Source organism: Vibrio sp. 1-1(7), from assembly GCF_013048485.1.
In the GTDB taxonomy this organism is placed as follows: domain Bacteria; phylum Pseudomonadota; class Gammaproteobacteria; order Enterobacterales; family Vibrionaceae; genus Vibrio; species Vibrio fujianensis.
Genome location: NZ_VHSP01000001.1, coordinates 1,415,176 through 1,440,807, shown reverse-complemented (window position 1 = coordinate 1,440,807; position 25,632 = coordinate 1,415,176). Strand labels below are relative to the sequence as shown.

The window sequence follows — 25,632 nt, the reverse complement described above, 5'->3', positions numbered from 1 at the left end:
TAATATAATTGTCACGTATTTGAAATAGAATTTTGTTGTTAAACCGCAATGATATCCCAGCAACTTGGCGTTGCAGGTTGGTGACAAGTGAGCCAATTGCCATAAGCGAGATAATGAAGCAATGGAAGAACATGAACGTCGCTAACCGCTTTAGCTGCAAGTCCAAAAGGTGTCATCCATGATTGCCCCTAAACGTGTGTCACTCTGGTGTTTAGCCAGTGAAATAAAAAAGGATTGATGATATTCATGGCTTACGTCGAATTCTCATTACAAGAACGCGATCGTAAACGGTTGATTAAAGACCGTATGATTCGCTTCGCTGTAACGTGTGGCGGTGTCAGTGTATTAGGGGCGTTGATCTTAATTTTTGTCTATCTAGCCTTGGTGGCGCTACCTTTGTTTGGTGACGCAAAGCTTCAGCCGAATGTTGCTCGACAGGCGCTGGCTAATATTGAACCTCAAATCTTAGCGATTGATGATTACGGTGAGCATTTTTTTGTCGTTGGTCAACAAGGGCAAAGCCAATTTTGGTCACTGCAGCCATCAAACGAGCCGGTTTGGGCGCAAACCTTACCGTTTACTCCGCAATGGATTGTGCCGGGAAACCCTCAAGAAGGTTGGTTTTTAACCGTAGACAGTCAGTATCAACCTCAAATTGCTCGTCCTCTTTTCCATTATTCGGTCGAAAAACAAGGGCGAAGATTTACTCCTCAACTTGAGTTTCGAGCGATTCCTGAAGGGATGACTGTTGCACCCACCGAGCAGAAGATTCGTTTATTGAGTTTTGCGGTAACACAAGCGAATACCTATTTTGCAAGTTATCTCAGTGATGGCCGAGTGATGGTTCGTTCGGTGTCAGCAGGCTCAACGTTAGTTCAAGAAGCCGTATTAGCGCAGCGTTACTCACATCTTGATCAGTTAATGATGACTCCGGACGGAAAAACACTGTATCTACGCCAGGGCGCTTTATTATCGGTTATTCAACAAGAAGGGCCACATTATCGATTACGTGAACAGGTGGATCTGAGTCAAGCTCAAACGGAGCTTACCGTGTCAACGATGACCTTGTTATCCGGTGCTTATTCGTTATTGGTTACTTATGATAATGGCTTGGTGAGTCAATGGTTTGATGTATTAGAGAATGGAAAAAGGGCGTTAACATCGATTCGTCATTTTGATTTAGCTCCTCATATCCAGTTGCTGCTACCGGACACCAACCGCAAAGGGTTTTATACCTTTTATCCTAATGGCACACTGCAGAGCCATTATACAACCAGTGAAAAATTGGTGTTATTTGAGCGTGTATTACCACAGGCTCCTCGCCTTGCCGCGATGTCAAATAACGAGCGTTATTTGATCATGTTTAGTTCAGGAAGTGTACAAGTTGCCAAAGTTGATAATCCTCATCCGGAAATTTCGTTTCATTCGTTATGGCGTAAAGTTTGGTATGAAAGTTATCCTGAGCCTGAGTTTATTTGGCAATCCACTTCAGCCGATAATGATTTTGAAGCCAAATTAAGCTTGGTGCCAATTGCTTTTGGCACACTAAAAGCCGCTTTTTATGCGATGCTTTTTGCGGTGCCGATTGCGGTATTGGCTGCTATTTATACCGCATATTTTATGGCACCGTCTATGCGCCGTGTGGTCAAGCCGACGATTGAACTGATGGAAGCATTACCCACCGTGATCATCGGTTTTTTAGCGGGGTTATGGCTTGCACCTATTATTGAAAACCATCTGACAGCGGTCGTATTGCTGCTGATCATATTACCTTTATCGACCGTGTTGATAGGGCTGATTGGCGCTTGGATACCTAAGCGTTTGGTCGGCCGAGGGCTAGCGGCATGGCATGCTTTAGTTTTGATGCCGTGCTTGTTGGCGATCATGAGTTTGACTTTAGCCTATAGCCAAGAGTTAGAGCAGCTCTTGTTTGCCGGTGATATTTTACTTTATTTGCAAGAACGTGGGATGGGGTTTGACCAGCGTAATGCGCTTGTGGTGGGGATGGCGATGGGGTTTGCGGTGATCCCGACGATTTTTACCATTGCTGAAGATGCGATTTTCTCTGTTCCTAAGCATTTATCGGATGGATCGTTAGCATTAGGAGCGACTGCTTGGCAAACCTTACTTCGGGTGGTGCTTTTAACGGCAAGCCCCGGGATTTTTTCTGCGGTCATGATGGGATTGGGCAGAGCGGTTGGTGAAACGATGATCGTGTTGATGGCGACCGGGAATACTCCTATTTTAGACTGGAATATTTTGCAAGGAATGCGCACCTTATCGGCTAATATTGCGGTTGAATTGCCGGAGTCTGAAGTTGCGAGTTCCCATTACCGAATTTTATTCTTATCCGCTTTATTGTTATTTCTGTTTACTTTTGTAGTTAACTCATTAGCTGAGTGGGTGCGTCAGCGCTTACGCACCCGCTATCGCTCTTTATGATCAGGAGGCGTGATGAAAGTGTTACAGGCATTTAAAACTGGCACGCCCTGGATATGGTTAACCGGCGGTGCGGTGAGTATTAGCCTAATTTCTGTTTTGATGCTTTTATTGTTGATTGGCTGGAAAGGGTTAAATTATTTTTGGCCTGCTCCTCTCTATCAATGGCAAACTGAACAAAGGCAACGTTTGATTGGGCAATTGTATGCGAGTGAAGCCGTTTCTATTAACCATTTGCATCAACTGGGTATCGCCGCAGGTGATGAGGAGCGACCGGTACAACGGCTGAACATTAAGGTGGCTAATCGTGAACGTTATGATGCGGATTTTATTTCAATTTTAGACAGTAAGCTTTCTGCACCGATCCAGCCTTCGGGTTGGTTAGTGATGGAGCGTACACGTGATGGACAGTTTTTTGGTAAGCCGGTCGGTTTTGAGCCAGAAGATACTCAGCATCCGATTGAGGTTGTTGATTGGTTAGCTCAAGCATTTGCAGAGGCTCAACAAATCAGAGCACAAATTGATCATCTCGTTCATCAATCGATTCGTCCGCTTGGTCATCAATTGGAAGGGTTGCGTATCAAAAAGCAACAAGCACTTAAGCAACCTAAAAATGGACAAGAGGTAGCTACTCTTTCACAGCAAATTCAGCAAGTTGAACGTGACTTGTTCGATGCTGAACAGACGTTAGATCAACGGCGTCAGCAGTTGGATAGCCAAGCCTTATTGGTAGAAGAGATGGGGGGGGAAATCGTTCGTATTCCACTCAGTCATATTTTGGATTACTGGTATCCAAACGATATGAATCATGGGCAAAAACTGCGTCAGTGGGGAAAACAATTATGGCGCTTTTTATCGGATAATCCGCGAGAGTCTAATTCGGAAGGTGGAGTTTTCCCAGCCATTTTTGGAACCGTATTATTGGTGTTGCTAATGTCTATTATTGTCATGCCATTGGGAGTGATTGCAGCCGTTTATTTACACGAATATGCGCAAGATAATCCGTTTACCCGCTTGATTCGTGTTGCCGTAATTAACCTAGCGGGAGTTCCTTCAATTGTGTATGGGGTATTTGGTTTAGGTTTTTTTGTTTATACCATTGGCTCGAGCATCGATAATCTATTTTATTCTGATCGCCTTCCTGCTCCCACTTTTGGTACGCCGGGGCTATTATGGGCCTCGCTCACCTTAGCGGTATTGACTCTACCTGTGGTGATTGTGACAACCGAAGAAGGTTTAACCCGTATTCCAGCATCTGTTCGTCACGGATCGTTAGCGTTAGGCGCAACCCAGTTTGAGACGATTTGGCGTATCGTGTTACCGATGGCAAGCCCTGCGATCATCACCGGATTGATTCTAGCGATTGCCCGTGCCGCAGGAGAGGTTGCCCCATTGATGTTAGTCGGCGCGGTAAAATTGGCTTCGAATTTACCAGTGGATGGTGAATTTCCCTTTGTGCATTTAGAGCGAAAGTTTATGCATTTAGGTTTTCATATTTATGATGTAGGGTTTCAAACGACCAACATTGAAGCGGCTCGCCCTTTAGTGTATGCCACCGCCTTTCTATTGGTGACCGTGGTGGTGAGTTTAAACTTAACCGCGATACACATTCGCAATAATTTACGAGAGAAATACCGAACGTTAGGACAAGATTAAGCATGTTTTCTGCCACTCAAACATTAGGTTATCAGCCTCCTTTGGATGTGAATAACTTAACCGATCAGCAAACCGCCATTGCTATTGAAGGGTTGAGTTTGTATTACCAGCAAGCGCAGGCGTTAAACGATATTTCGATGCGTATTCCCAAAGGGCAAGTCACGGCTTTTATCGGCCCATCCGGTTGTGGAAAATCGACTTTACTGCGCTGCATCAATCGAATGAATGATTTGGTTGAAGGTTGTCGTATCGAAGGAGCGGTGAGATTGCATGGCAAAAATGTTTATGCCCCGAATGTCGATGTCCCGGCTTTGCGTCGTCGGGTTGGTATGGTGTTTCAGCGGCCTAATCCTTTCCCGAAGTCTATTTATGAAAATGTGATTTATGGGTTACGCTTACAAGGGATCAAAAATAGTCGTATTCTTGATGATGCTGCGGAGCATGCGTTACGATCCGCGGCGTTATGGGATGAGGTGAAGCATCGTTTGGACGAGAATGCCTTTGGGTTATCGGGGGGGCAACAGCAGCGATTAGTCATTGCACGAGCGATTGCTATTGAGCCTGAGGTGTTGTTACTGGATGAGCCGACTTCTGCGTTAGACCCGATCTCAACTTTAACAATTGAAGAATTGATCCACGAATTAAAAAACAAATATACCGTAGTGATTGTGACGCATAATATGCAACAAGCTGCTAGAGTCAGCGATCATACGGCATTTATTCACATGGGCAAACTTATCGAATATTCCGATACGGACTCGATCTTTACTTCGCCATTGAAAAAACAAACCGAAGACTACATTACGGGCCGATACGGGTAATTGAGCATCAGATAGGAAGTAAATATGCAGCTAGGACGACACATCTCTGGGCAATTTAATATCGAACTGGAGTCGATTCGTACCCATGTGCTAACCATGGGAGGGCTGGTCGAGCAACAGTTGTCTTTTGCTATGCAAGCGCTGCATAAGGATGATGTTGATCTAGCCCGTAAAGTGGTCAGTGAAGATCATAAAGTCAATGAAATGGAAGTGTCGATTGATGAAGCCTGCACTCGAATTATTGCTAAGCGCCAGCCGACAGCGAAAGATCTCCGGTTGATTATGGCCATTATTAAAACGATCACTGACCTAGAGCGGATTGGTGATGTCGCGACCAAGATGGCTTATGTGGTCATTGAAAGTCCAAATATTAAACAGCGTCAATTCCAAGTTTCTTTAGAACCGCTTTGTCGTCAAGCGATAGCAATGTTGCACCAAGTGCTTGATGCTTTTGCGCGAATGGATGTAGAGGCCGCGGCAGAGGTATATAAACAAGACGATAAATTGGATAAAGAATATGAAGCGGTCATTCGTCAATTAATGACTTATATGATGGAGGATCCAAAAAATATTCCTCATATTTTACAGGTCATGTGGTCTGCTCGCGCGATTGAGCGGGTTGGGGATCGCTGCCAGAATATTTGTGAATACATCATCTATTTTGTAAAAGGCAAAGATGTTCGCCATTTGGGCGAACAATCGATAGATGATGCTCTGCGTTAAAGCGCCTGAAGTTGCTTAGCCACTTCAGCGATCGCTTGTGAATTGGTGACTGGGATAACAAAATCATCAATATCAGCTTGTCCCATCTTTGCGTGGGTCGTCTGAAGTTGCATGCAACTGGCGCGAGTCGTTTTACCGGATAAATGCACTTCTTGTACGCCAGTGTGTTGGATAATCCGAGCCACGTTTTTTGCATGGAGTCCCGCTCCGGCCATAATTTTTATACGACCTTGAGCTAGCGTTACCATATCGGCTAGGGTGTCAATGCCATCTTCAACTTGAGCTGCGAGACCAGAGGTTAAGACCCGTTCAAAACCGAGTTCAATGATCGTGCTCAATGCTTGCTGAACATTAACACATTGATCGATTGCTCGATGAAAAGTGATACCTAACCCACGTTGCTTGGCATGTTGAACTAGCCGAGCATTGTGCTCATGATGGATTTCACCTTGCGCGGTTAATACACCAAACACCACCCCTTGTAGCCCTGCATTGGCTGCGGCATCGATATCATCCAACATCACAGCGATCTCTTCTTGATTATAAAGAAAATCACCTTGGCGGGGACGAATCATGGCATAGATAGGAATCTCAGATATTCTGGCACTCTGTATCATCAATCCATAACTCGGGGTTAATCCGCCCAAGGCTAAGGAAGAGCAAAGCTCAATACGCGTTGCGCCGCCTTGAATGGCATAGTGCAATGATTCTACATTATCAATACAAACTTCGAGTTGATAGTTCATGGCCTGTCTCATCCGTTTTTAGGAGGCAGAATTTTAACAGCCATGTTCTCACAAGTCTGTCTCTTAAAGAGCCGAATCGAGGTAAAGTTATCGGTTTTGTTTTTCCTCATTATGTTCTTCACCAGCATAAAAAGCCCAAAGCAAATGGCTTTGGGCTTTGAGGACTTTACTTAATAACTGATTGGCGTTGCGTTATCGCTTTATTATATGTCCAACCATTAACCCGAGTTGAGCACGGGTTATCTGTTTGTGGGATTATTTTTTACCCAAGTCGTCAGTGTGTTCAGAAAGGTAAGCTGCGACGCCTGCAGGGCTGTCTTTCATGCCTGCTTTACCTTCTTCCCACTGGGCTGGGCATACTTCACCGTGTTTTTGGTGGAAATTTAACGCGTCAACCATGCGTAGCATTTCGTCGATGTTACGACCTAGAGGAAGATCGTTGACGACTTGGTGACGAACCACACCGTCTTCGTCGATAAGGAATGAACCGCGGAAAGCAACACCGGCTTCAGGATGTTCAACATCGTATGCTTTAACGATTTCGTGTTTAACGTCAGCAACCAGTGGGTATTTCACTTGGCCAATGCCGCCATTTTCGATAGCAGTGTTACGCCATGCGTTATGTGAGAATTGAGAATCGATAGAGACACCGATTACTTCAACGCCTTTGGCTTGGAAGTCTTCAAAACGCTTATCAAACGCGATCAGCTCTGAAGGACAAACAAAAGTGAAATCAAGTGGATAGAAGAAAACAACGGCTTTCTTACCTTTAGTAAACTCTGCGAAGTTGAATGTATCAACGATTTCACCGTTACCAAGAACAGCTGCAGCAGTAAAATCAGGGGCTTGACGACCTACGAGTACCATTTTTTGCTCCTAAGAATGATGATCAATGCTAGACAACACCAGATTGTGTTATCCAGTCCTTGTGTATTCGAGACAAACTATAGTACAGAGTGTAGTATGAAAAAAAGCGAATTAAATAGATTAAGTTAATCGAAAAAAACGATTGAATAAGAACGTGGAAATTATGAATAAGTGGCCAAGTTTAAAGCAGTTACATTACCTAATCACCTTACACGAAACGCGACATTTTAGCGAAGCGGCAGCACGTTGTTTTGTTAGCCAATCGACTTTAAGCAAGGGCATTCAAAATTTAGAAGCATTAATTGGTTGTCCCTTGTATGAAAAGCAGGATAAGAAAAGCCCTTTGGTTTTTACTCATGCCGGTGAGTTGGTGGTGAAACGGGGGCGGGAGTTACTCGCAAAAGGGAAAGATCTTTTAGAACTAGGGCAACAGTGCCAAAACGGCCCGATGGAAGGACAATTAAAGTTAGGCTGTATTCCTACTATTGCTCCTTTTTTACTGTGTGATCTGGTTCAAGAGCTTAATATTCGTTATCCCAAGCTTCATCTATTGCTGCGCGAAGACACTACAGCTCACCTTCTCCATGCATTACGTTTAGGTGAGCTAGATGTATTGATTCTCGCGTTACCGATTGATATTGGCCAAATGGAGAGCCGTATTGTTGGACGAGATCCTTTTCGAATGGTGATTAGTCGTCAACAAGCAGACGGTATTCGAGTTCCCATTAAGTATGATGATTTGCCGGATGAATCGGTTTTTTTACTAGAGCATGAGCATTGTTTAACTGAGCATGCGGTATCGGCTTGTCAATTAACAGATAAAGAGAAGATCAATCCATTTACCGCTACCAGTTTACACACATTAGTACAAATGGTGGCTAACGGACTTGGTACAACTTTTATTCCACAAATGGCCATTGATCATGGTTTGTTAGAGAATCAAAATTTGGTTGTTATTGATCCGCCGGGTCAACAAGCTTATCGCGAAATTGGTCTGGTATGGCGGCCGAGTTCATCTCGTCACCTTACTTTTGAGCAATTAGCGGATGTGGTGGCAGAGCTATTATAGCGTTTAGTCGTAGGCAAAATTTTGCCATTAACCAATATAAGTGCGCTGTTGTAGTGCGCTTTTTTAGTATTTTATACTATTGGTGACCGTTTGATTGTCAAATTTTACAGTAATAAATTTTTGAAGCTTTCATAAAATAGTAAAAATTCACACCGTTAATTTTACATAAATAACAGACATCCCTGTTTAAACCTGCTGATATTTTCTCTCTCTCACTCCTGCTGTCATTGAGATTATTCAACTCAGCCACCTTCTGCTTGTCTGTTTTAAGCCTTTTTATTCTGCTTTCTTTTGGTAATTAAATTACGTAATAAGTTACATTTTTAATCGGTTGGGTGTGATCAGGGTTGAAACGGAATAAAACTTCGAATTTAACCAATTGATAACTTTTACTCTTTTATAGTAAAGCCTTATAGGGTAAGGTTTAAATCAAGTTTTAATACTAATGTCTAGCTTGGGATGGCTTGTGTTTTGGTCAATTTTAAGAGACGGTATAAAGACTAAAACAGCCTAGAATAAGAAATATCAAAAGCAATAATTTGTAGTTTTAAAGTTACAAATGTATTTTGCCAACTCAATAAGGAAAATGGTTATGCTTGCTCAAACTTCAGAGACGTCACAATTACACGATCAACATCCCAATTCCGAAGCTCGGCTTGAGGTGGTGGGGACTTTGTCTCCTGAGCATCAGGCTATTTTCCCACCAGCAGCTCAAACCTTCTTAACCGCGTTATGTGGGCAATTTGCTTCACGAGTGGACACTTTACTGAGCGAGCGAGAGCGTCAGCAATCGTGGATTGATCAAGGTAATCTGCCGGATTTTTTAGCTCAAACACAAGAGATTCGCGAAGGGAGCTGGAAAATTCTTGGTATACCCCAAGATCTCCAAGATCGCCGAGTGGAAATTACCGGACCGACTGAACGCAAGATGGTGATTAACGCGTTAAATGCCAACGTGAAAGTATTTATGGCCGACTTTGAAGATTCTATGGCACCCGCTTGGGATAAGATATTGGATGGCCAGGTGAATTTACGTGATGCCGTCAATGGAACGATCAGTTATAGCAATCCAGATAATGGCAAGGTGTACCAATTAACAGGGCATCCAGCGGTGTTAATTTGTCGGGTGCGAGGATTGCATCTGAAAGAAAAACATGTCTCTTTTGCAGGGCAAGCGATTCCAGGTTCTTTATTTGATTTTGCGTTGTACTTCTTCAATAACTATCAAGCTTTACTCAAAAAAGGCAGTGGCCCTTACTTCTATCTTCCTAAGCTACAAGCATACCAAGAAGCACAGTGGTGGAGTGAGGTATTCCATTTTACAGAAGATTATTTTGGTTTAGATACTGGGACGATTAAAGCCACCGTGTTAATTGAAACCTTACCTGCTGTTTTTCAGATGGATGAAATTCTCTTTGCTCTCAAAGAACATATTGTTGGGCTTAATTGTGGGCGTTGGGATTATATCTTTAGCTATATCAAAACGTTGAAAAAACACCCTGATCGTATATTGCCCGATCGTCAAGTGGTGACGATGGATAAGCCATTTTTAAATGCTTATTCGCGACTCTTGATCTATACCTGTCATCGACGAGGTGCGTTGGCAATGGGAGGGATGGCTGCCTTCATTCCAGCAAAAGATCCGGCAGTCAATGCGCAAGTGTTGGAAAAAATACGGCATGACAAAATGCTGGAAGCGGAAAATGGTCATGATGGTACTTGGGTCGCTCACCCTGGCCTTGCTGATACGGCAATGGAGGTTTTTAATCATGTTTTGGGTGAGCGAGATAATCAGTTGGATGTCACTCGAATGTCTGATGCCCCAATCCATGCCGAGGATCTGCTTCAGCCTTGTGATGGCCCCCGAAGTGAAGATGGAATGCGGCATAACATTCGGGTTGCGCTGCAATACATCGAAGCTTGGATTTCAGGCAATGGTTGTGTCCCAATCTATGGCTTAATGGAAGATGCGGCAACCGCTGAAATTTCCCGAGCCTCTATTTGGCAATGGATTCAACACGGAAAAACTTTAGATAACGGACAGGTGGTAACGAAAGACTTGTTCCGTACTTATCTCGCGCAAGAAATTGAAGTCGTGAAAGCCGAAATAGGCGAGGAACGTTTTACTCATGGACGCTTTACGGAAGCGGCTGACTTGATGGAGCGTTTAACCACCAGCGATGAGTTAAGCAACTTTTTAACCATACCGGGTTATGACTACTTAGCTTAGCCATCTTCGCTTAGTCATCACATGAACACTTAACGTGAAACACAATCTTCAAAATCAGCCAGCATGGATCTGATGGCGAAAAGGAAGCAACAGACGTGGATATTGTAGCCACCTATTACAAGAGGGATAGATTATGACATTGACTCGCCGCCAACAAATTGAAGCACTAGAAAAAGAGTGGGCAACCAACCCGCGTTGGAAAAACGTTAAACGAACCTACAGTGCGGAAGACGTAGTGAATTTACGGGGATCGGTGACTCCAGCTAATACCATTGCGCAGCGTGGAGCGGATAAACTTTGGTCACTGGTAAATGGTGACGCTAAAAAAGGTTATGTGAATTGTCTAGGTGCATTGACTGGTGGACAAGCGGTTCAGCAAGCCAAAGCGGGAATTGAAGCGATTTATCTTTCAGGATGGCAAGTGGCGGCAGATAATAATACCGCAGGTACCATGTATCCTGATCAATCGTTATATCCGGTTGATTCGGTACCGAGTGTGGTTAAACGGATCAATAACGCTTTTCGTCGTGCAGACCAAATACAGTGGTCAAATGGTAAATCGCCTCAGGATGAAGGTGGAATCGATTATTTTCTTCCTATCGTTGCTGATGCTGAAGCGGGGTTTGGTGGGGTACTCAATGCTTACGAATTGATGAAATCGATGATCGAGGCGGGAGCGGCAGGTGTCCATTTTGAAGATCAATTAGCATCGGTGAAGAAGTGTGGCCATATGGGCGGAAAAGTACTGGTTCCGACTCAAGAGGCAGTTCAAAAATTGATCGCTGCACGTTTAGCGGCAGATGTATCCGGCACCACGACACTCGTGATTGCACGAACGGATGCCAATGCAGCAGATCTTCTGACTTCGGATTGCGACCCTTATGATGCGGATTTTATTGTCGGAGAGCGTACCGCTGAAGGTTTCTATCGGGTCAGAGCTGGGATTGATCAAGCGATTTCTCGCGGGCTTGCGTACGCGCCTTATGCCGATTTAGTGTGGTGTGAAACAGCGAAACCGGATCTCGAAGAAGCTCGTAAATTTGCAGAGGCGATTCTTGCACAATATCCTGAACAACTATTGGCTTATAACTGTTCTCCTTCCTTTAACTGGGAAAAGAACTTAGACGCTGAGACGATTGCGAAATTCCAGCAAGAGTTGGCGGATATGGGCTATAAATATCAGTTTATTACTTTGGCTGGGATTCATAACATGTGGTTTAACATGTTTGAACTGGCTCATGCTTATGCACAAGGCGAAGGAATGCGCCACTATGTGGAAATGGTACAACGCAAAGAGTTTGCAGCGGCAGAAAAAGGCTATACGTTTGTTGCTCATCAGCAAGAGGTAGGAACTGGATACTTTGATAAGATGACCAATACGATTCAAGGAGGGGCATCTTCTGTCACAGCGCTAACTGGGTCGACTGAAGAAGATCAATTTTAATGGTATTCAAAGAGAGTACGCTTTAATCATCTGAAAAGATGACGATACTCACTGCTGTTGCGACACAATTTGAGCGGCGAGAGCCGCTCTTTTCTTGCTCAGAGAAGCGGTATATTGTCTAACCGTTGAATGAGCGTTTAACTGGCATTAAATGTAATCGCGAAAGGCCAACAGACCTTAGAGGAGATTATCTTCCATACTTTCATCCAACTCGATTTCATCAGGCTCTGCATCCTCTTGCAATTCAAGGAGATTAATTGCAATGGTTACAAAGTCGCTATCGGTGATGATTCCCACTAATTCACCTTTTGATACCACAGGTAAGCAGCCAACTTTATGCCTTTGCATATATTTGGCGCTCTCTTTTAAACCCGCTTGAGGCGCAACTGACATCACTCCAGTATGCATTACTTGATAGATAGGGGTTTCTTCCGTGTATGAAGCCTCAGTTTGTTGGTTATATAAACTCGATTCTTGGGCCGAGAGGACGTCTCGATGTGTGACCACGCCGAGTAGTTTACGGTTGGCATCAACAATGGGAATATGACGAATATCCAAAGCCTCCATCATATGCCGAGCATCACCCAGAGTGTGTGTACGCAACAAGGTGTGTGGGTTGCGTGTCATCATGTCTTCAACCTTGATCATAACCAACTCCTTTTTCTATTTTTTATCGTTAAGCCTGTTTTTATCTGTAAGCACGTATCTGTAAGCACGGTAGTATAACGATGCTTTGTCTGTTGAACATTTATCCTCTAGCTAAACTATAGTGTTTTTATTGCAAAATATCTGAGAGTTCAGTCTGTTTTTATCAGCAAGCAACAGAGAGTCGCTGGTCACTTTTGATTACACTCTATTGCTTGGTTTATTGATCAACAGGTTGTACAAGCCTGTATCTTAATACCGCTAAGGTATATACTGTCGCGCCGCGAAATAAACCATCGCTAATTTAACGAACTAAGAAAGAGTCATGCAAGTTTCAGATTTTTATTTTGATCTCCCGGATGAGTTGATCGCTCGTTATCCGAAGGAGCAAAGAACCTCAAGCCGTCTTTTACGCTTAGATGGTAATACGGGATCTCTGGTAGATGGCACATTTACCGATGTTTTACACTACGTAGAGCCGGGGGATTTGCTGGTATTTAACAATACGCGAGTCATTCCTGCTCGAATGTTTGGCCGTAAAGTCACCGGTGGCAAAATAGAAGTGTTGGTTGAGCGAATGTTGGATGAACATTCTATTTTAGCCCATGTACGTAGCTCTAAGCCCCCCAAACCCGGAGCTGAACTTTATTTGGGAGAGCAAGATGAATACCATGCAACCATGATCGCTCGCCATGATGCGTTGTTTGAGATTCATTTTAGTGCGCAAACGCCGGTATTAGAAATCCTTAACCATATTGGTCATATGCCGCTTCCTCCTTATATTGATCGTCCGGATGAAGAGGCGGATAAAGAGCGCTATCAAACGGTTTATAACCAAAAACCGGGAGCCGTCGCGGCACCAACCGCTGGTTTACATTTTGACCAAGCTTTGCTTGAGCAAATTAAAGCCAAAGGGGTTGAATTTGCCTATGTGACCTTGCATGTAGGGGCTGGGACATTCCAACCGGTGCGGGTAGAAAACATCCAGGATCACCATATGCATGCCGAATATGTCGAAGTACCACAAGAGGTGGTTGAAGCGATTGCGGCGACAAAGGCCCGAGGAGGGCGGATCATCGCGGTTGGCACCACATCAGTACGTTCATTGGAAAGTGCAGCGCAAGATGCATTGAAGAAGGGAACGGCACTGGTTCCTTTTTTTGGTGATACGGATATATTTATTTTCCCTGGATACCAATATCAGCTCGTCGACGGTTTGATCACCAATTTTCATTTACCAGAATCAACTTTAATTATGTTAGTCAGCGCTTTTGCTGGCTATGAACATACCATGGCTGCCTATCGACATGCTGTAGCGCAAAAATATCGCTTCTTTAGTTATGGTGATGCCATGTTTATTGATAAAAAATTGGACTAATTTTGTCCTGAACTTTTAGACCGTCAGACTGTTTCTCTGACATTGGAGGCTTTGTGAAATTAACGTTTGAGCTAAAAAAGAAGAATGGCAATGCGCGCCGAGGTCAATTGACTTTTGAACGTGGCACCGTGCAAACCCCTGCGTTTATGCCAGTCGGTACTTATGGTACGGTGAAGGGAATGACTCCAGAAGAAGTCGCAGATACAGGGGCTGAAATTCTATTGGGTAACACATTCCATTTATGGCTTCGTCCAGGACAAGAAGTGATGAAAATGCATGGGGACTTGCATGATTTTATGAACTGGAAAGGCCCGATTTTGACTGACTCGGGCGGTTTCCAAGTGTTTAGTTTGGGAGATATTCGTAAGATTACCGAGGAAGGGGTTCATTTTCGTAACCCAGTCAATGGTTCGAAAATTTTTATGGATGCAGAAAAATCCATGGAAATTCAAAAGGATTTAGGGTCTGATATTGTTATGATTTTTGACGAATGTACCCCTTATCCGGCTACTCATGACGAAGCGAAAAAGTCGATGGAAATGTCTTTGCGTTGGGCGCAGCGTTCTCGAGATCACTTTGATAAACTAGAAAATCCGAATTCACTATTTGGGATTGTTCAAGGTGGCGTCTATGAGGATTTACGCGATGTTTCTGTGAAAGGGTTAACGGAAATCGGTTTTGATGGTTATGCCGTGGGCGGTTTAGCAGTTGGAGAACCTAAACAAGATATGCATCGAATCCTTGAGCACACGTGTCCGCAGCTTCCTGAAGATAAGCCCCGTTACTTGATGGGTGTCGGTAAACCGGAAGATTTAGTAGAAGGCGTTCGCCGTGGGATTGACATGTTTGACTGCGTTATGCCGACCCGAAATGCCCGTAATGGTCACTTATTTGTGACTGGTGGTGTGATCAAGATCCGTAATGCGGCACATAAAACCGATACAACCCCTCTCGATCCGCATTGTGACTGTTACACTTGCAAAAATTATTCTAAATCGTACTTACACCATTTGGATCGCTGTAATGAGATTCTCGGTGCGCGTTTGAATACCATCCATAACTTGCGCTACTACCAGCGCCTAATGGCGAGTATTCGCAGTGCGATTGATGAAGATCGCTTTGAGCAGTTTGTGGTGGAGTTTTACGCACGTCGTGAACGTGACGTTCCCCCGTTACAAACTGAACAAGTATAATTGTGTACACCGAGATCAATTTATCCTTATCATGGCTTGAATTTATCTTGGTGTATCCCAATACCAATAATATTACAAACAATAACTTAGAGGACGTTTCTCAATGAGTCTAATTTCTGTCGCTCATGCAGCAGGTGAAGGTACATCACAAGGTGGTGGTTTCGAAATGCTGATCATGCTTGGTATGTTTGCGGTGATTTTCTATTTTATGATTTTCCGCCCACAGTCTAAACGTGTTAAAGAGCATAAAAACTTGATGGCCTCTATGGCGAAAGGAGATGAAGTGCTCACCAGTGGTGGGTTGGTTGGCAAAATCACTAAAATTGCTGATGATAATGACTTTATTTCAATTGAATTGAATCACGCCAATGAAGTTGTGATCAAAAAAGACTTCGTCACTGCAGTGTTACCTAAAGGTACGCTTAAATCTCTGTAAAACAGCTAGAGGATCCTCGCTGTGTTAAACCGTTATCCGTTATGGAAGTATTTAATGGTCGTGTTTGCCATTGCCATTTCCGCTTTATATGCACTTCCAAATCTGTACGGTGAAGATCCGGCTATTCAAATTACAGGGGCGCGAGGCGCCTCTGTAGATATGTCAACGCTGGATGCTGTCACTCAGGCGCTCGATAAAGCGCATCTTTCTCATAAATCCATTGCTCTTGAAAATGGTTCCATTCTTGTCCGCTTTAATGATACCGATACGCAGATCAGCGCACGCGATATGATTAATGAGGCGCTTGGTAGCGATACTATTGTAGCTTTAAACCTCGCCCCTTCGACACCGAGTTGGCTGGAGTCAATTGGTGCTGCTCCGATGAAGTTGGGGCTTGACCTTCGTGGTGGTGTTCACTTCCTGATGGAAGTAGATATGGACGCTGCGATGGACAAACTGGTCAACCAACAAGAAGAGGCATTTCGTAGTGAGCTTCGTGATGAAAAAATTCGTTATCGAGCTATCCGCGCACAAGCCGACTCGGTTGAGTTGATTTTGCGCGATGCCGATCAACTGACTCAAGCGAAGCAACTTCTCGAGCCGAACCATCGCGATATGACGTTTGTGACTTCAGAAAATGATGGCCGTTTTGTGCTACAAGCTAAGTTTACTGAAGCGCGTTTACAAGAGATTCGTAATTACGCGGTTGAGCAAAATATCACTATTTTACGTAACCGAGTGAATGAGCTAGGGGTTGCAGAACCTTTGGTTCAGCGCCAAGGTGCAACACGTATTGTGGTAGAACTGCCCGGTGTACAAGATACAGCTCGAGCCAAAGAAATCTTAGGTGCGACGGCGACGCTTGAATTCCGCGAAGTCGATTCTAGTGCTGATCTTGCCGCAGCAGCAGCAGGGCGTGTGCCAGCTGGGAGCGAGGTGAAACTTGACCGAGATGGTCGCCCAGTCGTATTAAAAAGACGGGTAATTTTAGGCGGTTCAAGTATTACTGATGCGAGTTCTAGTACCGATGAATATGGTCGTCCTCAGGTGAATATTTCTCTTGATAGTGAAGGCGGCAGTAAAATGGCCGCATTTTCAAGAAATAATATTGGCAAGCTAATGGCGACCGTCTTTGCTGAATATAAAGACAGTGGCGAACGTCATGCCGATGGTAAAGTCATTCTTGAAAAACACGAAGAGGTGATTAACCAAGCGACGATTCAGTCGGCATTAGGTCGCAACTTCCGAATTACCGGAATTGATTCTGTTTCAGAAGCGCATAACTTAGCGCTGCTACTGCGTGCTGGTGCCTTGATCGCACCGATTTCGATTGTCGAAGAGCGAACGATTGGTCCTTCAATGGGGCAGCAAAACATTGATATGGGCATTCAAGCCTGTGTTTGGGGTTTGTTGGCGGTGATGATCTTTACCGCGCTTTACTATCGTAAATTTGGCTTAATTGCTAACGTGGCTTTGGTTTCAAACCTTGTGTTAATTATCGGTGTGATGTCGATGATTCCGGGCGCAACCATGACCTTACCGGGTATTGCGGGTATCGTTTTAACGGTCGGTATGGCGGTGGATGCAAACGTACTTATCTTCGAGCGTATTCGAGAAGAGCTACGGGAAGGTCGTAATCCTCAGCAAGCGATTCACCAAGGGTATGCGAATGCCTTTAGTACCATTGCGGATGCTAACATTACTACGCTAATCACAGCGATTATCTTGTTTGCTGTGGGTACTGGCGCGATTAAAGGTTTTGCGGTGACGCTGTCTATCGGTATTTTAACCTCCATGTTTACTGCAATTATTGGCACTCGTTGTATTGTCAATTTATTGTATGGCGGTAAACGTATCAACAAATTGTCGATCTAAGGCTAGGAATCATTATGTTTCAAATTCTTAAAGCAGAGAAAACGATCGACTTTATGCGTTGGTCGAAACTTACGTTTCTCTTATCATTATTAATGGTTGGAGCCTCGATTTTTACCTTAGCGACGAAGGGATTAAATTGGGGGTTAGATTTCACAGGGGGAACTCTGATTGAGGTGGGTTTTGAGCAGCCCGCACATTTAGACCAAATTCGTGATGCACTAGAGGCGAAGGGTTTTGGCGATGCCACGGTGCAAAACTTTGGTTCAGCACGCGATGTCATGGTTCGTTTACGCCCACGGGAAGGTATTGCTGGCGAAACGCTGGGTAATCAAATCCTCAGTGCGATTGAAGAAGGTACTGGTGAGCATGTCGACATGCGACGTATTGAATTCGTTGGGCCGAATGTTGGCGATGAACTCGCAGAGGCGGGAGGATTGGCAATCCTCGCTTCATTGATCTGTATTTTGCTTTATGTCTCGATGCGTTTTGAGTGGCGTCTTGCGTCTGGTGCGGTACTTTCACTTGCTCACGATGTGATGATTACGCTCGGTATTTTCTCGTTCCTTCAAATCGAAATTGATCTGACCATTGTGGCGGCGTTGCTAACGGTCGTTGGTTATTCATTGAATGATACCATCGTTGTATTTGACCGGATTCGAGAAAACTTTCGCAAACTCCGTAAAGGTGAACCCGTAGAGGTTATTAATAACTCGATTACTCAGACGTTAAGTCGAACCTTAATTACCTCTGGGACGACCTTATTTGTTGTTATTGCTCTGTTTGTCCAAGGTGGGGCGAATATTCATGGTTTTGCGACGGCGTTGTTGCTCGGTATTACCGTGGGGACTTATTCCTCCATCTATGTTGCTTCTGCCTTATCCTTGAAGCTAGGGATTACGCGTGAACATCTTCTACCTCAGCAGGTAGAAAAAGAAGGTGCACAACTCGATGAGTTACCGTAATCGAGCATAACAGATAACGATAAAAAAACCGCTGACTTGTGCAGCGGTTTTTTGTTATAGCCTTCGGTGTCGTTATTTTAAAATCGCACTATTACCATTGTCTCGGATATGCTGAAGCAGAGCCTTCACGCCTCGTGGACTTGAGCCAACGATATTACCTGATTGCATGTAGTTAGTACCGCCTGCGAAATCAGTCAAAATTGCCCCCGCTTCACGAGCAATCAATTCGCCAGCGGCCATGTCCCATGGTTTTAATCCAAGCTCAAAATAGCCATCAACACGGTTTGAGGCTAGGTAGCAAAGATCCAATGCTGCAGAGCCTGTACGACGAAAATCAGCACACTCGACAAAGAGTGAAGAAACGATGTTGATATAAGATTCTGAATGTTGTTTTTGCTTAAATGGGAAACCGGTGGCGAGTACAGCACCTTGGAGATCTTTTAGCGGTTTAACGCGAATACGAGCATTATTTAATTGAGCACCAGAGCCACGTTGAGCAGTAAATAACTCATTTAACATCGGGTCATAAACACATGCCACTTCAGTTCTGCCTTTCATGCGTACCGCAATTGAAACAGCGAAATGTGGTAAACCTTTCACAAAGTTAGTGGTGCCATCCAGTGGGTCGATGATCCATTGTACGTCTTTATCTTTACCTTCGATAAGACCGCTTTCTTCTGCCACGATACAGTGTTCAGGATAAGAGCTTTGAATGGTGGCAATGATCATTGCTTCGGCTTCTTTGTCTACATTAGTAACAAAGTCATTGGTGCCTTTTTGAATGGATTCAATTTTGTCAGCATTTTCTAGAGATTTAGCAATATGATTGCCTGCTTTTCGCGCTGCGCGAATAGCAATATTTAGCATAGGATGCATACGAGTTTCCCAACGGATGTTAAAGAACGAAAAAGCGGAGCGGAGTATAGCAAAACTACGACAAAAAGGAAGTGGTTATTTTTTGCTCGACCAATGCATAAAGAGAGAAAGGGTCTGACCATTTTAGTCAAGTTTATGTTAGGCTATGGCGATTAAATCTAAGCGACTTGATGCCTTTTCTGCTGGTATGTGTTGCAGATGTGGCTGTTCTTCAATTATCGCGTTTATCGATGCTGATAAAAATCGCGTTATTCATCATCGAACAGTAACTTGAAGTGAGATGCATCACTAAATCAATTCGTGGATTAAAAAGTTGTTTAGGTATATTCAATAGGCTCTGTTCATCTTATGTTAGATAATGTAAAAGTCGTTTTAGTTGGAACTTCTCATTCTGGAAATATTGGTTCAGCTGCTAGAGCTATGAAAGTGATGGGATTGAGTCAACTGGTTTTGGTTGATCCGCAATGTGAAATTGATGCCCAAGCAATGGCTTTAGCGGCCGGAGCGAGTGATATAGCACTCAACGCAAAGGTGACCAAAACCTTGAGTGAAGCCGTCGAGGATTGTCCGTTAGTCGTGGGAAGTAGTGCACGTTCTCGAACCTTAGAATGGCCGATGCTCACACCTCGTCAGTGTGGTAAAAAATTTGCAATTGAAGGAAAAAACCACTCGGTTGCCGTCGTTTTTGGGCGTGAACGGACAGGGTTAACCAATGAAGAGCTGCAACGTTGCCATTATCATGTGTGTATCCCTGCCAACCCTGAATACAGCTCATTGAATTTAGCAATGGCCGTTCAAACGATATGCTATGAGATTCGCGTCGCTTATTTAACTCAACAGCAAACACAGTTTTCTCCGCCGAGTGAGGTGGATTACCCTCGACATAAAGAGCTGGAAATGTTTTATCAGCATTTAGAAACTGTGCTGTTAACAACCGATTTTATCTCTCTTCAACAACCGGGTCAGGTGATGAATAAGTTGCGACGTTTATTTAGTCGAGCGCGTCCTGAATCTCAAGAAATTAATATTTTAAGAGGAATTCTGACCGCAGTAGAAAAGTCGTTAATCGATAAGTCGCAATGATTATGACCACTAAATTGAAGGGGTTAAATACCTGACTAAATTGGTCAACTAAATACTTGACCAATTTAGTCAGGTATGAAAGAATGTATTCTACATAGTCAATGTGGATACAGTGTGATATGAGACTTACATCTAAAGGAAGATACGCGGTGACAGCCATGTTAGATGTGGCTCTACATTCGCAGCAAACCCCAGTACCATTAGCGGATATTTCTGAACGGCAAGGCATTTCGCTGTCGTATTTAGAGCAGCTATTTTCTAAATTGCGTAAAGCAGGCTTGGTTGCTAGTGTCCGAGGCCCTGGCGGCGGTTATCGATTAGGTGCTGATGCCGACACCATTTCAATTGGTATTGTAATTGCTGCGGTTGATGAGTCGGTTGATGCGACAAAATGTAGCGGTAGAGGTGATTGCCAAGGTGGCATGCGCTGTCTTACCCACACATTATGGCGTGATTTAAGCTCACGTATTAGTGACTTCTTAAATAACATCACTCTTGGTGAGTTAATGATGGATAATGAAGTCTTACAAATTTCCGACCGACAAGGTATGGACCTTTCGGTTAACCAAGGGTTCGGCCATAAAAATTCTAAATCTGTCACGATTGGTGCCGCCCCCCTTGGCCTTAACGTTCGCTCATAGCGGCAATGTTTTACACTGGAGTAGAAAATGAAACTGCCTATTTATTTAGACTATTCAGCAACATGCCCTGTAGATCCTCGGGTTGCTGAAAAGATGGTTCAGTACATGACGATGGATGGAACGTTTGGTAACCCAGCGTCGCGATCGCATCGTTATGGCTGGCAGGCAGAAGAGGCTGTCGATACGGCTCGTGAGCAAATCGCTGATCTATTGAATGCGGATCCGCGTGAAATTGTTTTTACGTCCGGTGCAACCGAATCTGATAATTTAGCGATTAAAGGTGCTGCGCATTTTTATGCAAAGCAAGGTAAGCATATTATTACATGTAAAACCGAGCATAAGGCAGTTCTTGATACCACTCGCCAATTGGAACGTGAAGGGTTTGAAGTTACTTACCTTGAGCCGGAAAGTAACGGCTTAATCGATATAAATAAATTAGCTGAAGCCATGCGTGATGACACAATTCTTGTGTCGATTATGCATGTTAATAATGAAATTGGCGTGATTCAAGATATTGCTGCCATTGGTGAGTTATGTCGCTCACGGAAAATCATTTTTCATGTCGACGCTGCTCAATCAGCAGGTAAAATTGCCATTGATGTTCAGGCGATGAAAGTTGATTTAATTTCATTATCAGCACATAAAATTTATGGCCCCAAAGGGATTGGCGCATTATATATTCGTCGCAAACCACGCATTCGACTTGAAGCGCAAATGCACGGTGGCGGTCATGAACGTGGTTTTCGTTCGGGAACCTTACCAACCCATCAAATCGTTGGTATGGGCGAAGCGTTCCGTATTGCCAAGCTAGAGATGAAGCAAGACTATGATCATGCAAAGACGCTTCGTGAACGGTTATTGAATGGTGTGAAAGAGATGGAAGCGGTAACCATTAATGGTGATCTCGACCAGCGAGTTCCTCATAACCTCAATATCAGTTTTGCCTTTGTCGAAGGTGAATCCTTGTTAATGGCATTAAAAGATCTAGCGGTATCTTCTGGTAGTGCGTGTACTTCTGCCAGCTTAGAACCTTCCTACGTCTTACGTGCCTTAGGTTTAGATGATGAATTAGCACACAGCTCTATTCGTTTCTCATTCGGTCGTTTTACGACAGAAGAAGAGATAGACTACGCGATCGAATTAATTCGTGTCGCGGTAAATAAACTACGCGACATGTCTCCTCTATGGGATATGTATAAAGAAGGAGTGGATTTAAACAGTGTTGAGTGGGCTCATCACTAATTATTCCACCAGTATAGAGGATGCGAGGTAACTATCATGGCATACAGCGAAAAAGTTATTGATCACTACGAGAATCCACGTAACGTTGGTTCTTTTGATAAAGAAGATCCATCCATCGGGAGCGGTATGGTTGGTGCCCCCGCCTGTGGTGATGTGATGCGACTGCAAATCAAAGTGTCTCCTGAAGGCATTATTGAAGATGCAAAATTTAAAACTTATGGATGCGGTAGTGCTATCGCATCGAGTTCCTTAGTCACTGAATGGGTCAAAGGGAAATCAATCGATGAAGCGGCATCGATTAAAAATGCCGAAATCGCAGAAGAGTTAGAACTACCACCGGTAAAAGTGCATTGTTCTATTTTAGCTGAAGATGCGATTAAAGCGGCCGTTGCCGATTATAAGAAAAAACACCAATAGTCATTTATTTAGGAGCAGAGTTTCTGCTCCTACTCTTTTATTCATTGACCAGCAAGGTTGTAGTATGGCCATAACGTTAACAGAAACCGCAGCAAATCGAGTTCAATCATTTCTAGATAGCCGAGGAAAAGGGCTCGGTTTACGCTTAGGAGTGAAAACGACAGGATGCTCAGGTATGGCGTATGTGCTCGAATTTGTTGATGAGCTAAACGAAGATGATCAAGTTTTCGAAGATCACGGAGTCAAAGTGATTATTGATGCGAAAAGTTTAGTCTATCTAGATGGCACTGAACTTGATTATAAAAAAGAAGGCTTGAATGAAGGCTTTGAATTCAATAATCCGAATGCAAAAAGTGAATGTGGTTGTGGGGAAAGCTTCAATGTTTAATGGCAGACACCGTTAGTTTGATCATCAATAAGTCATCAGATACTTTTTTAGGGCATAAGAGAAACGCCATCCATTGATCCAGCGTTAGCGACGGTAGAAGGACCAAAAACTAATGAATTATTTTGAACTATTTGGGCTACCAACTCAGTATCAACTGGATGGTAGCCTTCTTTCTTCTCAGTTCCGTGAGTTGCAAAAACGATTTCACCCAGATAATTTTGCAACCGCATCTGAGCGTGATCGTCTGATGGCGGTACAAAAAGCGACCGAAATTAACGATGCTTATCAAGTATTGAAAAATCCAATTGCTCGTGCTGAATATTTGCTAACGCAATATGACATAACCTTAGCCGGAGAACAGCAAACCTTGCAAGACGCCCACTTTTTGATGGAACAAATGGAACTAAGGGAAGAGCTGGAATTATTAGCACAAGCTCCCAATGAAGATGCACTATGGGCTTTTGAAACCCAAGTTACACAGTCTTATCAAGCGCATTTACAACAGGTCGAGCTTGAACTAAATAGCGAACAGTGGCAGCAGGCCGCTGATACTGTCCGTAAATTAAAATTTATTGCCAAATTAAAAACTGAAATAGAACGAGTCGAAGAAAAACTGCTCGGCTAATTCAAATAAAAGGACCGATCCATGGCATTACTTCAAATTGCAGAACCCGGTCAAAGTTCGGCCCCTCACCAACATAAATTGGCCGCGGGGATCGACTTGGGGACAACTAACTCTCTAGTCGCCTCTGTTCGAAGCGGCATTGCGACGCCTTTAGCCGATGAACAAGGCCGGAAGATTCTACCTTCGGTTGTGCATTACGCTCATGAACAGACGTTGGTTGGTGATGTTGCGCGTGAGCATGCAGAGCATGATCCTGCGCATACCATCATCTCGGTGAAACGTCTGATTGGTCGTTCGCTAAAAGATATCGAAACCCGTTATACCCAATTGCCTTATCACTTTAAATCGAGTGAACAAGGTTTACCTATGATTCAAACCCCACAAGGGGATAAAAATCCGATTCAAGTCTCTGCCGACATTTTGAAAAAGCTCGCTGAGCGAGCACAGAATCACTTAGGTGGTGAACTGGCAGGGGTAGTGATTACGGTTCCAGCATACTTTGATGATGCTCAGCGGGCAGGCACCAAAGACGCGGCCAATCTCGCTGGATTACACGTTTTACGCCTACTCAATGAGCCGACCGCTGCGGCAATCGCTTATGGGCTAGACTCTGGCCAAGAAGGCGTTATTGCCGTTTATGATTTAGGTGGTGGAACCTTTGATATTTCGATTTTACGCTTATCAAAAGGTGTGTTCGAAGTCTTAGCAACGGGGGGCGATTCCGCTTTAGGTGGTGATGATTTCGACCACCTTATTGCCGAATATTTGCAAACCGAAATTGGCTTATCCGCACCACTGAGTGCGGATAGACGCCGAGTGTTGCTCGATACCGCAACGCAAGCAAAAATCGCCTTAACTGAGCAAGATAAAACCAATATCGAAGTTTTCGGTTGGCAAGGAGAGCTAACGCGCAGCACGTTAAATGAGTTGATCCAACCACTGATCAAAAAAACGCTACTGTCGTGTCGTCGGGCATTGAAAGATGCTCAGGTCAGTGCGAAAGAGGTCTTGCAAGTGGTCATGGTTGGTGGATCAACCCGTACACCATTAGTTCGAGAATTAGTGGGGGAATTTTTTGGTCGCCCCCCTCTTACCGAGATTAACCCGGATGAAGTGGTCTCGATTGGCGCTGCGATTCAAGCTGACATATTAGTCGGTAATAAACCCGATGCAGAAATGTTGCTATTGGATGTTATTCCCCTCTCATTAGGCATTGAAACCATGGGGGGATTGGTGGAAAAAATCATTCCACGGAATACCACCATTCCGGTTGCTCGCGCCCAAGAATTTACCACATTTAAGGATGGACAAACGGCCATGAGCGTCCATATCGTGCAAGGAGAGCGTGAGTTGGTGGATGACTGTCGGTCACTCGCTCGATTTTCATTAAAAGGCATTCCCCCAATGACTGCTGGTGCGGCTCACATTCGAGTGACCTACCAAGTGGATGCGGACGGCTTACTCTCTGTCACCGCTATGGAAAAAAGCACAGGGGTTCAAGCTGAAATACAAGTTAAGCCTTCCTACGGCTTAAGCGATACCGAAGTGGCTGAAATGCTAAAAGAGTCGATGGCTTATGCTAAAGAAGACATGCAAACCCGGGCTCTGGTTGAACAAAAAGTTGAAGCGGATCGGGTGATTGAGGGCTTAATTGCCGCGATGCAAGCCGATGGTGACGAGCTATTGACAGCTCAAGAGCGTGAAACATTACTTGTCGCCATAGAATCGCTCATTGAACTTCGCAATGGCGACGACGCTGATGCCATTGAGCAAGGGATTAAAGAGACGGATAAAGTGAGCCAAGCGTTTGCTTCCCGTCGTATGGATAAATCCATTCGAGCGGCATTAGCTGGCCACTCTGTTGATGAAATTTGAG

General features: G+C 44.1%; 23 protein-coding genes. 19 read left to right on the top strand and 4 right to left on the bottom strand.

Annotated elements, in window-relative coordinates:
• Positions 1–246: 246 nt before the first annotated feature.
• Genes FKN05_RS06640 through phoU form a run of 4 tightly spaced genes read left to right on the top strand, consistent with a single transcriptional unit; the run spans position 247 to position 5,639 of the window.
• On the top strand, positions 247–2,442 hold the full coding sequence (locus FKN05_RS06640) for an ABC transporter permease subunit (RefSeq protein ID WP_170887140.1): 2,196 nt from the start codon (positions 247–249) through the stop codon (positions 2,440–2,442).
• A gap of 18 nt (positions 2,443–2,460) precedes the next feature.
• Positions 2,461–4,095 carry a phosphate ABC transporter permease PstA gene (gene pstA, locus FKN05_RS06635; RefSeq protein WP_170887251.1) on the top strand — a complete coding sequence of 545 codons (1,635 nt, stop codon included), beginning with the start codon at positions 2,461–2,463 and terminating at the stop codon, positions 4,093–4,095.
• A 2-nt stretch (positions 4,096–4,097) separates the two neighbouring features.
• Positions 4,098–4,916, top strand: coding sequence for a phosphate ABC transporter ATP-binding protein PstB (gene pstB / locus FKN05_RS06630; RefSeq protein ID WP_099611884.1), 819 nt, complete (start codon positions 4,098–4,100; stop codon positions 4,914–4,916).
• Positions 4,917–4,940: 24 nt separating this feature from the next.
• Positions 4,941–5,639, top strand: coding sequence for a phosphate signaling complex protein PhoU (gene phoU / locus FKN05_RS06625; protein ID WP_099611885.1), 699 nt, complete (start codon positions 4,941–4,943; stop codon positions 5,637–5,639).
• Here phoU and FKN05_RS06620 read toward each other — a convergent pair.
• Entirely contained in the window at positions 5,636–6,385 is a 750-nt protein-coding gene (locus FKN05_RS06620; protein WP_099611886.1) for a copper homeostasis protein CutC, read from the bottom strand. The two genes, phoU and FKN05_RS06620, sit on opposite strands and share 4 nt — an antisense overlap.
• A 255-nt stretch (positions 6,386–6,640) precedes the next feature.
• Positions 6,641–7,252 carry a peroxiredoxin C gene (locus FKN05_RS06615; RefSeq protein WP_099611887.1) on the bottom strand — a complete coding sequence of 204 codons (612 nt, stop codon included), beginning with the start codon at positions 7,250–7,252 and terminating at the stop codon, positions 6,641–6,643.
• A 163-nt stretch (positions 7,253–7,415) separates the two neighbouring features.
• Between FKN05_RS06615 and FKN05_RS06610 the strand changes: the two genes are divergently transcribed.
• The 3 genes from FKN05_RS06610 (at position 7,416) to aceA (ending at position 11,995) form a co-directional block, all read left to right on the top strand.
• Positions 7,416–8,321, top strand: coding sequence for a hydrogen peroxide-inducible genes activator (locus tag FKN05_RS06610; protein ID WP_161427770.1), 906 nt, complete (start codon positions 7,416–7,418; stop codon positions 8,319–8,321).
• 592 nt (positions 8,322–8,913) lie between these two features.
• Positions 8,914–10,551, top strand: coding sequence for a malate synthase A (gene aceB / locus FKN05_RS06605; protein WP_170887139.1), 1,638 nt, complete (start codon positions 8,914–8,916; stop codon positions 10,549–10,551).
• 133 nt (positions 10,552–10,684) lie between these two features.
• The gene (gene aceA / locus FKN05_RS06600; RefSeq protein ID WP_099611889.1) at positions 10,685–11,995 is read left to right on the top strand and encodes an isocitrate lyase; all 1,311 of its coding nucleotides are present in this window, start codon (positions 10,685–10,687) and stop codon (positions 11,993–11,995) included.
• A 177-nt stretch (positions 11,996–12,172) separates the two neighbouring features.
• Here aceA and FKN05_RS06595 read toward each other — a convergent pair whose 3' ends face one another.
• Positions 12,173–12,643: a CBS domain-containing protein gene (locus FKN05_RS06595; RefSeq protein ID WP_099611890.1), complete on the bottom strand. Its 471-nt coding sequence runs from the start codon at positions 12,641–12,643 to the stop codon at positions 12,173–12,175.
• Positions 12,644–12,965: 322 nt separating this feature from the next.
• On the opposite strand from FKN05_RS06595, the gene queA reads away from it, so the two are divergent.
• The 5 genes from queA (at position 12,966) to secF (ending at position 18,484) form a co-directional block, all read left to right on the top strand.
• On the top strand, positions 12,966–14,018 hold the full coding sequence (gene queA / locus FKN05_RS06590) for a tRNA preQ1(34) S-adenosylmethionine ribosyltransferase-isomerase QueA (protein WP_170887138.1): 1,053 nt from the start codon (positions 12,966–12,968) through the stop codon (positions 14,016–14,018).
• 53 nt (positions 14,019–14,071) lie between these two features.
• Positions 14,072–15,211: a tRNA guanosine(34) transglycosylase Tgt gene (tgt, locus tag FKN05_RS06585; protein ID WP_099611892.1), complete on the top strand. Its 1,140-nt coding sequence runs from the start codon at positions 14,072–14,074 to the stop codon at positions 15,209–15,211.
• 103 nt (positions 15,212–15,314) lie between these two features.
• Positions 15,315–15,647, top strand: coding sequence for a preprotein translocase subunit YajC (gene yajC / locus FKN05_RS06580; RefSeq protein WP_099611893.1), 333 nt, complete (start codon positions 15,315–15,317; stop codon positions 15,645–15,647).
• A 21-nt stretch (positions 15,648–15,668) separates the two neighbouring features.
• Positions 15,669–17,522 carry a protein translocase subunit SecD gene (gene secD, locus FKN05_RS06575; RefSeq protein ID WP_170887137.1) on the top strand — a complete coding sequence of 618 codons (1,854 nt, stop codon included), beginning with the start codon at positions 15,669–15,671 and terminating at the stop codon, positions 17,520–17,522.
• Positions 17,523–17,536: 14 nt separating this feature from the next.
• Entirely contained in the window at positions 17,537–18,484 is a 948-nt protein-coding gene (secF, locus tag FKN05_RS06570) for a protein translocase subunit SecF (protein ID WP_161427721.1), read from the top strand.
• Positions 18,485–18,556: 72 nt separating this feature from the next.
• Here the strand turns inward: secF and suhB are convergent, their stop codons facing one another.
• Entirely contained in the window at positions 18,557–19,360 is an 804-nt protein-coding gene (gene suhB, locus FKN05_RS06565) for an inositol-1-monophosphatase (protein ID WP_099611895.1), read from the bottom strand.
• 348 nt (positions 19,361–19,708) lie between these two features.
• Here suhB and trmJ point away from each other — a divergent pair, with 348 nt between their 5' ends.
• From trmJ to hscA, 7 genes are all read left to right on the top strand, one after another.
• The gene (trmJ, locus tag FKN05_RS06560) at positions 19,709–20,443 is read left to right on the top strand and encodes a tRNA (cytosine(32)/uridine(32)-2'-O)-methyltransferase TrmJ (RefSeq protein WP_099611896.1); all 735 of its coding nucleotides are present in this window, start codon (positions 19,709–19,711) and stop codon (positions 20,441–20,443) included.
• A 119-nt stretch (positions 20,444–20,562) separates the two neighbouring features.
• Positions 20,563–21,084: a Fe-S cluster assembly transcriptional regulator IscR gene (gene iscR / locus FKN05_RS06555; protein WP_099611897.1), complete on the top strand. Its 522-nt coding sequence runs from the start codon at positions 20,563–20,565 to the stop codon at positions 21,082–21,084.
• Between the two features lie 27 nt (positions 21,085–21,111).
• A complete protein-coding gene (locus FKN05_RS06550) occupies positions 21,112–22,326 on the top strand; it encodes an IscS subfamily cysteine desulfurase (protein ID WP_099611898.1) in 1,215 nt (404 codons plus the stop codon).
• A 36-nt stretch (positions 22,327–22,362) separates the two neighbouring features.
• Entirely contained in the window at positions 22,363–22,743 is a 381-nt protein-coding gene (gene iscU, locus FKN05_RS06545; protein WP_099611899.1) for a Fe-S cluster assembly scaffold IscU, read from the top strand.
• 64 nt (positions 22,744–22,807) lie between these two features.
• A complete protein-coding gene (iscA, locus tag FKN05_RS06540) occupies positions 22,808–23,131 on the top strand; it encodes an iron-sulfur cluster assembly protein IscA (protein ID WP_099611900.1) in 324 nt (107 codons plus the stop codon).
• A 112-nt stretch (positions 23,132–23,243) separates the two neighbouring features.
• Complete coding sequence (gene hscB / locus FKN05_RS06535; RefSeq protein ID WP_099611901.1) at positions 23,244–23,756, top strand: co-chaperone HscB; 513 nt, start codon at positions 23,244–23,246, stop codon at positions 23,754–23,756.
• Between the two features lie 21 nt (positions 23,757–23,777).
• Entirely contained in the window at positions 23,778–25,631 is a 1,854-nt protein-coding gene (hscA, locus tag FKN05_RS06530; RefSeq protein ID WP_099611902.1) for a Fe-S protein assembly chaperone HscA, read from the top strand.
• The last annotated feature ends 1 nt before the right edge of the window (position 25,632 follow it).